The 9,656-nt window shown below is 41.9% G+C and carries 8 protein-coding genes and 1 pseudogene; 6 read left to right on the plus strand and 3 right to left on the minus strand.

Annotated elements, in window-relative coordinates; all coding sequences use genetic code 11:
• Window positions 1-103 precede the first annotated feature (103 nt).
• The gene (locus tag WC615_RS09670; protein WP_372977900.1) at window positions 104-517 is read right to left on the minus strand and encodes a nuclear transport factor 2 family protein; all 414 of its coding nucleotides are present in this window, start codon (window positions 515-517) and stop codon (window positions 104-106) included.
• Window positions 518-791: 274 nt separating this feature from the next.
• On the opposite strand from WC615_RS09670, the pseudogene mtaB reads away from it, so the two are divergent.
• The 3 genes and pseudogenes from mtaB (at window position 792) to WC615_RS09685 (ending at window position 4,133) form a co-directional block, all read left to right on the plus strand.
• Window positions 792-2,109: pseudogene (gene mtaB, locus WC615_RS09675) on the plus strand (tRNA (N(6)-L-threonylcarbamoyladenosine(37)-C(2))-methylthiotransferase MtaB).
• Window positions 2,110-2,139: 30 nt separating this feature from the next.
• Window positions 2,140-3,312 (plus strand): prolipoprotein diacylglyceryl transferase, encoded by a 1,173-nt coding sequence (locus WC615_RS09680; protein ID WP_372977901.1) that lies wholly within the window; start codon window positions 2,140-2,142, stop codon window positions 3,310-3,312.
• Between the two features lie 14 nt (window positions 3,313-3,326).
• Window positions 3,327-4,133 (plus strand): inositol monophosphatase, encoded by an 807-nt coding sequence (locus WC615_RS09685; protein WP_372977902.1) that lies wholly within the window; start codon window positions 3,327-3,329, stop codon window positions 4,131-4,133.
• Window positions 4,134-4,945: 812 nt separating this feature from the next.
• Here WC615_RS09685 and WC615_RS09690 read toward each other — a convergent pair.
• Window positions 4,946-5,497: a NifU family protein gene (locus WC615_RS09690; protein WP_067060717.1), complete on the minus strand. Its 552-nt coding sequence runs from the start codon at window positions 5,495-5,497 to the stop codon at window positions 4,946-4,948.
• Window positions 5,498-5,660: 163 nt separating this feature from the next.
• On the minus strand, window positions 5,661-7,004 hold the full coding sequence (gene purB, locus WC615_RS09695; RefSeq protein WP_372977903.1) for an adenylosuccinate lyase: 1,344 nt from the start codon (window positions 7,002-7,004) through the stop codon (window positions 5,661-5,663).
• Between the two features lie 113 nt (window positions 7,005-7,117).
• Between purB and WC615_RS09700 the strand changes: the two genes are divergently transcribed.
• From WC615_RS09700 to WC615_RS09710, 3 genes are all read left to right on the plus strand, one after another.
• On the plus strand, window positions 7,118-7,744 hold the full coding sequence (locus WC615_RS09700; RefSeq protein ID WP_372977904.1) for a TetR/AcrR family transcriptional regulator: 627 nt from the start codon (window positions 7,118-7,120) through the stop codon (window positions 7,742-7,744).
• Between the two features lie 96 nt (window positions 7,745-7,840).
• Window positions 7,841-9,256: a TolC family protein gene (locus WC615_RS09705; protein ID WP_372977905.1), complete on the plus strand. Its 1,416-nt coding sequence runs from the start codon at window positions 7,841-7,843 to the stop codon at window positions 9,254-9,256.
• 34 nt (window positions 9,257-9,290) lie between these two features.
• The coding region (locus tag WC615_RS09710) for a biotin/lipoyl-binding protein (protein ID WP_372977906.1) at window positions 9,291-9,656 on the plus strand (366 nt) is incomplete at its 3' end.

The following is a 9,656-nucleotide window of genomic DNA, read 5'->3' on the forward strand; positions in this document are numbered from 1 at the left end:
TCACCAACAACATTTAGGACGGTTTTGAAATTGCAAGGTCTGAATGCATAGCGGCTTGTTGGTGACAATACCAATAAGGGCGAAAGCGGGATAGTAAGTAAGTTTATCCTTCAATAACTGTATAAGTCTTATTGAAAAATGCATCTATCATATGCTGATCTTCAGGAAAGTTGTACACCTTGCTAATCTTCCCGTCTTTAAATTTCCACAACAAGCACGACATGCCCTGTACATTATCGCCATCTGCGCGGTTGCTCCAGTTAAGGTGGCAATCAATTACAAACTCGTCATTAAACCCCATCACAATGGGGCTTGCTTTAAAGGCTGATGCGTTTAATTGTTTAAAATAATGAAGTACTTCTTCAGCCCCTGTCTTTACACCACTTAGCGGATGCCGGCCCGGGATTATCCATTCAATATCGTCAGATAAGATATTTTTGATGGCTGGCAGGTCATTAGCGGCGTATGCTTCAAAAAAAGAATGGATCAGTTTGATGTTGGGATGTTGGTTTGACATGATAATAAGATTTAAGTTTTCAATGATACATTATTTATACCATATACCGAAATGGTATATGGTATAAATAAATATTACCGATCTGTCATTTCGAACGAACGTAGTGAGGAGAAATCTTATACAAGCAGTAAGTAAAGCCATGCATCCGCAAAAGCAAGGCGTATAAGATTTCTCTCTATCGTTCGAAATGACAAGGTTTTTACATTCCCATTAACAACCAATCATTAACCCTTAATCAACTAATCTGTAAAAATCTTATCTTTGCGGCTTGCAAATGAATAAGAAAGTCGCTTTTTATACACTTGGCTGCAAGCTGAATTACTCGGAGACCTCCTCAATTGGTCGCCTGTTTAATAACGCCGGTTTTGATACGGTCGATTTTACCGATACGCCCAACGTATATGTAATAAACACCTGCTCGGTAACCGAAAACGCCGATAAAAAGTGCAAAAAGATAGTAAAGGAAGCCCTGAAGATAAATCCAGGCGCCTTTATTACCATCGTGGGCTGCTACGCCCAGCTTAAACCAAAAGAGATTGCCGAAATACCCGGCGTGGATATGGTTTTAGGCGCTGCCGAGAAATTCCAGTTGGTTGATCATATCACCGACCTGACTAAAAAGCCGAAAGCGGTTGTTTTAAACCAACCGGTATCTGAGGCCAACCAGTTTATACCCTCATACTCCTTTGGCGACCGTACCCGCACCTTCCTTAAAGTACAGGATGGCTGACTACTCGTGTACGTTTTGTACCATACCACTTGCCCGTGGCAGTAGCAGGAGCGATACTATCGGGAATGTAATCGTACAAGCAAAAGAAATAGCTGCATCGGGCGTAAAAGAAATTGTACTTACAGGGGTTAACCTGGGCGATTTCGGCATCCGTAACGGACAGCGCGAAGATAGGTTTTTCGACCTTGTTAAAGCGCTTGACGAAGTAGAAGGCATTGACCGTATCCGAATCTCATCTATTGAGCCAAACCTGCTTAGCGACGATATAATAGCTTTTGTGGCCACCTCAAAAAGGTTTGTGCCGCATTTTCATATCCCGCTGCAATCGGGTTCAAACAAAATATTGGGTTTAATGCGCCGCCGCTACAAACGCGAGTTGTATACCGAGCGTGTAGCCAAAATAAAAGAACTGATGCCAAACTGCTGTATTGGCGTAGATGTGATAGTAGGTTTCCCCGGCGAAACACGCGAGGATTTTGTAGATACCTACAATTTTTTAAACAACCTGGATGTTTCTTACCTGCACGTATTCACCTACTCTGAACGGGAGAACACCCCGGCTGCTGAAATGAGCGGCGTTGTGCCCGGCTCAACCCGTGCCGACAGGAGCAAGATGCTGCATATCCTATCTGATAAGAAACGCCGCGCCTTTTATGAGACCCAGATTGGTAAAACCGACGAGGTGTTGTTTGAAGCCGATTTAAAAGATGGCATTATGCACGGTTTTACCCGAAACTACGTTAAAGTAAAAACCAAGTACGACCCCATACTGGTTAACGAATTAAAGACGGTTCATTTAACAGCAATTTCACCGGATGGTGATGTTGAAATAACAGAAAGCGAAGAAATATTAGTGCATTAACTATTATATTCGCAGCACAAACACCTCAATATGTTTCCAACCCTTTCCTCGCTGATAGAATACCTAACCGGTGCTAACATTCCGCTACCTATACAAACATTTGGCTTTTTTGTAGCTATTGCTTTTATGGCCGCCTACTGGGCCTTTACGCAGGAATTTAAACGGAGAGAAAGTTTAGGGTATATCCACCCGTTTGAGAAAACCATAACCGTTGGTGCACCAATTTCAACAGGCGAGCTTGCCGGTAATGCCGTGTTCGGCTTTATACTGGGCTTTAAAGTGTTGGATGCCGTGCTGCACTACAGCGCCCTGATCGATAACCCACAGGATTTTCTGTTATCGTTAAAAGGCAATTACGTTGGGGGTATCATCTTTGCGTTTTTAATGGCCTACTGGGCGTATTACGAGAATAAAAAACAGCTATTGCCAAAACCCGAGCAGCGCCGTGTAACCGTACACACGCACGAGTTAATGGGCAGCATATTGTTATGGGCGGCTATTTGCGGCTTTGCAGGTGCCAAACTGTTTAATGCTTTAGAGAACTGGGGCGATTTTATGCGCGACCCGGTAGGTATGCTGGTTGGCTTTAGCGGCTTAACCTTTTACGGTGGTTTGATATGCGGTGGGGCAGCGGTATTGTATATTGCCAATAAGCATAATATTAAGCCGCTTACCATGTTGGATATTGGCGGGCCGGGGGTAATGCTGGCTTATGGCGTTGGCCGCATAGGCTGCCAAATGAGTGGCGACGGCGACTGGGGCATCCCAAACCTGAAACCAAAACCGGGCTTTTTAAGCTGGGCGCCCGATTGGATGTGGAGCTTTAAATTCCCGCATAATGTGGATATGTCTGATCATGACAATCGCATCCCCGATTGCGTTGGCAAATTTTGCTACGAATTGAAGCTTCCGGTTTATCCTACCTCATTTTATGAATCGGTAATTTGTTTATTATTATTCCTGGTGTTGTGGCAGCTGCGCCACAAGTTTAAGGCACCGGGTATCTTGTTTGGTATCTATATGATCATGGCTGGTGTTGAGCGTTTCCTGATCGAGCTGATCCGTGTAAATACCAAATATGTGGTTGCCGGTATCCCATTTACACAGGCTGAAATGATATCGGTTATTATGGTGCTTGGCGGTATTGCGCTGATCTATTTTGGCAATAGGCATTACGCCAAAACAAAGGCTACAAACGCGTAAGTTTAATTTAGGCGATGAACTACAATCAAATTATTGACAGGGTTATTGATGTTTCAAAAGAAGCCGGTCAATTCATCAGGCAGGAGCGTAAAACTTTTGATGCGGATAAGATAGAGTACAAAGGGTTGAATGACCTGGTATCGTACGTGGATAAAACGGCCGAGCAAAAGATAGTAGCTGGGCTGGAACTGATACTACCCGAAGCCGGTTTTATTACCGAAGAAAAAACAAGTACCAAAACAGGCGAGCGCTATAACTGGATAATAGATCCGTTGGATGGTACCACCAACTTTATACACGGCTTGCCTGCCTATTCGGTAAGTATTGCCCTGCAGGATAGGGAAGAGCTTGTTTTAGGTGTTGTTTACGAAGTAAACCAGGACGAATGCTTTTATGCCCATAAAGATGCGCCTGCCTGCCTGAATGGCGCCGAAATAAAGGTAAGCAATAAACCCACCATTGCCGATAGCCTGATCGCTACAGGTTTCCCTTATTACGATTTTAGCTACCAGGAAGCCTACATTAAACTGTTTACCGAACTGATGCGCAACTGCCACGGCCTGCGCCGCATTGGCTCGGCCGCTGTCGACCTGGCGTACACTGCCGCCGGGCGCTTCGAAGCTTTTTATGAGTATAACCTTAACCCATGGGATATTGCTGCGGGTATCGTTATCGTACAGCAAGCCGGTGGTGAGGTAGTGAACTTTAAAGGCGGCCCCGAAGTGCTAAAATCCCGCGAGTTGCTGGCCACCAACGGCCGAATAACAGGGGAGATGCTGGAGTATATTGAAAAGTACTTTACAGCGAATATTAAGGAATAGGGTAGCATATATCCCCTCCACGCCTCATTGCGAGGTACGAAGCAATCTCTTTAAGATATTTTCACCACCCTGTCATTTCGAACGAGCGTAGCGAGGAGAAATCTTCTGCGAGCAGTAAGTAAATCTCATGCTAAGTAAGCCACTATAATCATCCACCCGCTCAATCGCCGCGGGAGGGCTGTTACATTTTTCGTGGGTGTTCAGCCCTTGTTGGTGTTGTCATCCACAAGCCGCCATGCCTGCCTGTTACCTGCCTAAAGGTTGTTGGTGACAACACCAACAATGGCAAAAATTTCTGTCGCCGTAGGATCTCACATAGTGGACCCTGCGATGCCTTAACGCTCGATTTATGCTCATCTTACCCTGTTCCATTTATGTTCCATTTCGCAAAAAATGGAACATGCCTAAAATTTCAAAGTGTTGCAAATGAGGCGTTTATTGTTTGATGTTTACTGTCTTTTCTCGCCAAAAATTAACCAGATAAAGCCTAAAAAGGGCGACTGAGGGCGAACTAAGGCCGAAAAAAGGTTAAAAGATCTGTACTCATCCTAGATCTTTTTTGCCCCATTTTTTTTAAAAACGCAACTAATGTAAAATGCTATAATGTAATGTATACCAGTAACTTATATTAAAAATACAAAGTAAAACTTTAAATAGTGTAGTGAATTGAATATTTTAATGAGTTGATTTTCAATATGTTCCACTTGTCCCGTTTGTTCCGTTTCAAAAATGGAACAGAAGGACAGTTATAAACAAAAAAGCCGGTTGGAGATCCCAACCGGCTTTTTAAATATTGTAAGTATTCAGCTCAATTACAAAGCTTCAGAAACTACCTCGGTAACTTCAGGAACCATACGTTTCAACAGGTTCTCGATACCTGATTTTAGGGTTACTGTTGATGATGGGCAACCACTGCATGAACCGCGAAGCTCAACAGTAACCACACCTGCATCAAACGATCGGTAGGTGATAGCACCACCATCCTGCTCAACAGCCGGGCGTACGTAGTCGTTTAATATCTGCTGGATCTTTATCTCGGTTTCGGTGCCTTCAAAGTCAACATCAACAGCCTGTTCAACTGTTTGTACCTTCAGTTCAGATTCAACCGCACCTTTAACAAACTCTTTCAATATCGGCTGGACATCATCCCAGTCGCTGCCTTCGGTTTTGGTAACCGTTACAAAGTTACTTGCAAAAAACACACCATTAACAAAACTGAATTTGTAAAGTTCTTTGGCAAAAGGTGAATTTTCGGCACTTTCCCTTGTGGCATAGTCCACGCTTCCGTTTATAAGCAACTTGTTTACAATAAACTTCATTGTTGCCGGGTTAGGGGTGGCTTCGGTATATACGCTGATATTCATGTGTGTCAAAATTTTATAGTTAACAAATGTAATCAGGTTTTTGGTTGTTTAGGTGTGTTATCTTTAGTTTTACGCCCAACTGACAGATGGGTTTTCTTACGCAAAGACGCTAAGACGCTATTCATTGACGCTTTAATTGCGTCTCTGCGCCTTTGCGTGAAACTTATATCCCTGTGTAATTCTGTGGCGTAATCGCCTTTATCTCATTTTTTACGCTGTCACTGATCTGCAATCCATCCACAAATTCCGCTATAGTTTTCGCATTAACCTGCGTATTGGTACGGGTAAGCTCTTTTAAAGCCTCATACGGGTTTGGATAACCTTCGCGGCGCAAGATGGTTTGTATTGCCTCTGCAACAACCGCCCAGTTAGCTTCCAGGCTGGCGTTAATGGCTGCCTCATTTAGCAATAGCTTGTTTAAACCTTTCACGGTTGATTTAATAGCGATAAGCGTATGTGCTATCGGCACACCTATGTTACGTAACACGGTAGAATCGGTTAAATCGCGTTGTAAGCGGGAGATAGGCAGTTTAGCGGCCAGGTGTTCAAACAGTGCGTTCGCGATGCCCAGGTTACCTTCGCTATTTTCAAAGTCTATCGGGTTTACTTTATGCGGCATAGCCGATGAACCCACCTCGCCGGCTTTTATCTTCTGCTTAAAAAAGTTCATGGAGATGTAGGTCCACATATCGCGGTCAAGGTCTATCAATATGTTGTTGATACGCTTCAAAGCATCGCATTGCGCGGCAAAATTATCGTAATGCTCTATCTGCGTGGTAAACTGTGAGCGGTGCAGGCCTAAAATATCATTGATAAAATGGTTGCCAAAGGCTTTCCAATCTATTTGCGGGTAAGCTACATGATGGGCATTAAAGTTACCTGTTGCCCCACCAAATTTAGCCGAATACGGTACAGCTTTTAATAAAGTAAGCTGGTTTTGCAGGCGTTCAACAAATACATTTATCTCTTTACCCAGGCGTGTTGGCGATGCCGGCTGTCCGTGGGTATGTGCCAGCATAGGTATGGTAGCCCATTCCTGTGCAAAGGTGCTAAGTTGCTCAACCAGTTTGGTGATCTCCGGCAGGTAAATTTCCTCAAGCGCCAATTTAAATGAGTATGGGATAGCGGTGTTATTGATATCCTGGGATGTTAAACCAAAGTGAATAAACTCTTTATGTTCTTCCAGGCCTAATTTATCAAACTCTTTTTTGATGAAATACTCAACCGCTTTAACATCATGGTTGGTTGTTTTTTCGATGTCTTTGATTGATGCGGCGTCAGCCTCCGAAAAGTTTTTGTAAATATCACGTAACTTTTCTGTTGCATTTTTATCAAAACTTCGTAACTGGGGTAGCGGGTGCTCACAAAGTGCTATAAAATATTCTATCTCTATGAATACCCTGTATTTGATAAGGGCGTATTCTGAAAAATAAGCGGCCAGGGCTGATGTTGTATTACGGTAGCGTCCGTCGATAGGGGATATAGCGGACAGGGAAGTTAAATCCATTGCGTTCTTTTTTGCAAAGATAAACAATTGTGTAAAAACGGTGATTGTCAGGAAAAAGTAATTTGAAATGGAAACTTTGAAATCTAAAAATGTTTCCTTAGTTTTGACCCATAATGTCAAACGGTCAAATAGAACGAATAATTCAGGGTGGCGAAGACTTGTTTTTACAGGCAGGTATCAAAAGCGTAACTATGGACGATATAGCCAAACACCTGGGTATGTCGAAAAAAACCATTTATCATTTTTTTAATGATAAAAATGATTTGGTGATAGCGCTGGTAAAGAAAAAGCTTGAAGAGGATGAATGCCAGATAAACGATATCATACAAAACTCGGCCAATGTAATGGAAGAGATGATCAATATGATGAAATGTTCGGAAGATATCTTCAGCAGGATAAACCCGATAGTGATACATGATATGCAAAAGTACCACCCGGATGCCTGGAGCGAGTTTCAGAAATTTAAAGCCAATGTGCTTGTAAAAACATTGGAAGAGCTATTGATAAAAGGGATAAAGCAGGGGTTCATCAGGCCGGAAATAGACGTTAAGATACTGGCCAAAATGCGTGTTAACCAGGTAGAAATGGGCTTTAATGCCTCAATATTCCCGATAGCGCAGTTTAGCACATGGCGGGTACAGTACCAGTTACTTGAGCATTTTAACTATGGCATTTGTACTATAAAAGGGCATAAACTATTAGATGAGTATAAAAAAGTTCATATAGAACAATTAAACTAAAAACACTCGCACTGCTGACATACTGCTGTCAATCATTGCGGTTACTTTGTAAAAGAAACAAACAATAATCTACCATATATATATCACTACTCACAAATGAAACGAATCCTCACCCTACTAACCTGCATAACGGGAGCCTTGCAAGGGTTTTCGCAAACGCAGTCTGCACCACCCCAAGCTTATAATTTTAGCGTACAGGAGGCTGTTAATTATGCCTATGAGCATCAGGACTCTGTGAAAAATGCTCAATTGGATGTTAAGAGTGCCGAATACAAAGTAAAAGAAACGACAGGTATAGGCTTGCCACAAATTAACGGAACAGCTAATTTTCAAGATTATCTAAAGTCGCCAACTCAATTATTTCCTGATTTTATTACACCTGCTGTATATGGTGTTTTAAATAAAGAAGGGGTTAAAGATCAGAATGGTAATGTTATACAAGTACCATCTACGGTGGGTTATATACCTACCAGCTTTTATCAAAAGTATAATAGCAATATTGGCGCAACCTTAACTCAAATCTTATTTGATGGTTCTTACCTAGTTGGCTTAAAAGCTTCAAAAACTTATAAAGAGCTATCTCAGCGTAATTTAGTGCGTACCCGTATTGAAACCAATGTAAACGTTACCAAAGCCTACTATCAGGTGTTAGTGAGTAATGAACAAGTAAGATTGCTGGATGCCAATATTAACCAGCTAAAGCAACAGGTTGACCAAACTACCGCGCAAAACAAGCAAGGTTTTGTTGAAAAGATAGATGTTGACCGAATAACCGTACAGTATAATAATTTGGTTACCACACGCGAAAATACCTTGCGTTTGCTGGTGCTAAATTATCAATTACTAAAGTTTCAGATGGGGATGCCTATTGATACGGAAGTAAAGCTTACAGATAAGTTAACAGATGTAATGCTTGATGCAAATAATGCCGCCGCTGTTGCCTTAGATACTGCTTTCTATCAACGCAGAATAGAGTATAGCTTGGGTGAAACCGCTGTAAAACTTAATCAGCTTGATCTGAAAAGGAAAAAATCACAGTATTTGCCAACATTATCGGCAAATGCAAACACATCAGCCATGTTTCAAAGTAATAATTTTAATCAGCTATTCAACACAAGTTATCCATCTACATATATAGGTTTAAATTTAACAGTACCAATTTTCAATGGTTTTCAGCGTCGTAACCAAGTCAAACAGTCAGAAATTGCGGTCCAAAAATCCATAAATGATTTAAATAATCTTAAAAATGGACTGGGGTTACAAGCCAGCCAGGCACGGATCAAGTATATTAATGGTATAAAATCGCTTAATAATCAGAAACAAAGCCAGGCACTTGCCGAAGAGGTGCTTAGGGTATCAAAAATAAAATACCAGCAGGGCGTAGGTTCAAGTATTGAAGTAACACAGGCACAAACAGCTCTTGAAGATGCGGATAATAAATATATACAAGGATTATATGATGCCCTTGTAAGTAAAGTAGACCTTGATAAAGCATACGGAAGAATTCAATAAAATCAACTAAACCACTATATATCAACACTGAAAAATGAAAAAATTAATATACATACCCGCATTACTGTTATTGGCAGCATGCTCAAACAAACCAAAAGATAAAAAAGCGGAACTGGCCGACCTGCAAAAGCAGCAGGCAGAAATAAATGCCAAGATCACCAAACTACAGGGCGAAGTTGGCGGCGATTCTACAAAAGCCGTTGAAGTTGGTGTGGTTGATGTTAAGGCTGGTGCATTTACTAATTATGTACAAATACAAGGTAAAATTGATGCGCAGGATAACGTTACCGCTTATCCGCAATCGCCGGGTACTATTACTGCTATTTATGTAAAACCAGGCCAGCATGTTAGCAAAGGCCAGGTACTTGTACAGTTAGATAACAGCACCCAAAGGCAAACT

The organism is Mucilaginibacter sp., from assembly GCF_041663085.1.
Classification (GTDB): Bacteria; Bacteroidota; Bacteroidia; order Sphingobacteriales; family Sphingobacteriaceae; genus Mucilaginibacter.

What these genes read in the sequence shown, in the direction of transcription:
- WC615_RS09670 (WP_372977900.1), bottom strand. Translation starts at nt 517, where the DNA reads ATGTCAAACCAACATCCCAACATCAAACTGATCCATTCTTTTTTTGAA.
- WC615_RS09680 (WP_372977901.1), top strand. Translation starts at nt 2,140, where the DNA reads ATGTTTCCAACCCTTTCCTCGCTGATAGAATACCTAACCGGTGCTAAC.
- WC615_RS09685 (WP_372977902.1), top strand. Translation starts at nt 3,327, where the DNA reads ATGAACTACAATCAAATTATTGACAGGGTTATTGATGTTTCAAAAGAA.
- WC615_RS09690 (WP_067060717.1), bottom strand. Translation starts at nt 5,497, where the DNA reads ATGAATATCAGCGTATATACCGAAGCCACCCCTAACCCGGCAACAATG.
- purB (WP_372977903.1), bottom strand. Translation starts at nt 7,004, where the DNA reads ATGGATTTAACTTCCCTGTCCGCTATATCCCCTATCGACGGACGCTAC.
- WC615_RS09700 (WP_372977904.1), top strand. Translation starts at nt 7,118, where the DNA reads ATGTCAAACGGTCAAATAGAACGAATAATTCAGGGTGGCGAAGACTTG.
- WC615_RS09705 (WP_372977905.1), top strand. Translation starts at nt 7,841, where the DNA reads ATGAAACGAATCCTCACCCTACTAACCTGCATAACGGGAGCCTTGCAA.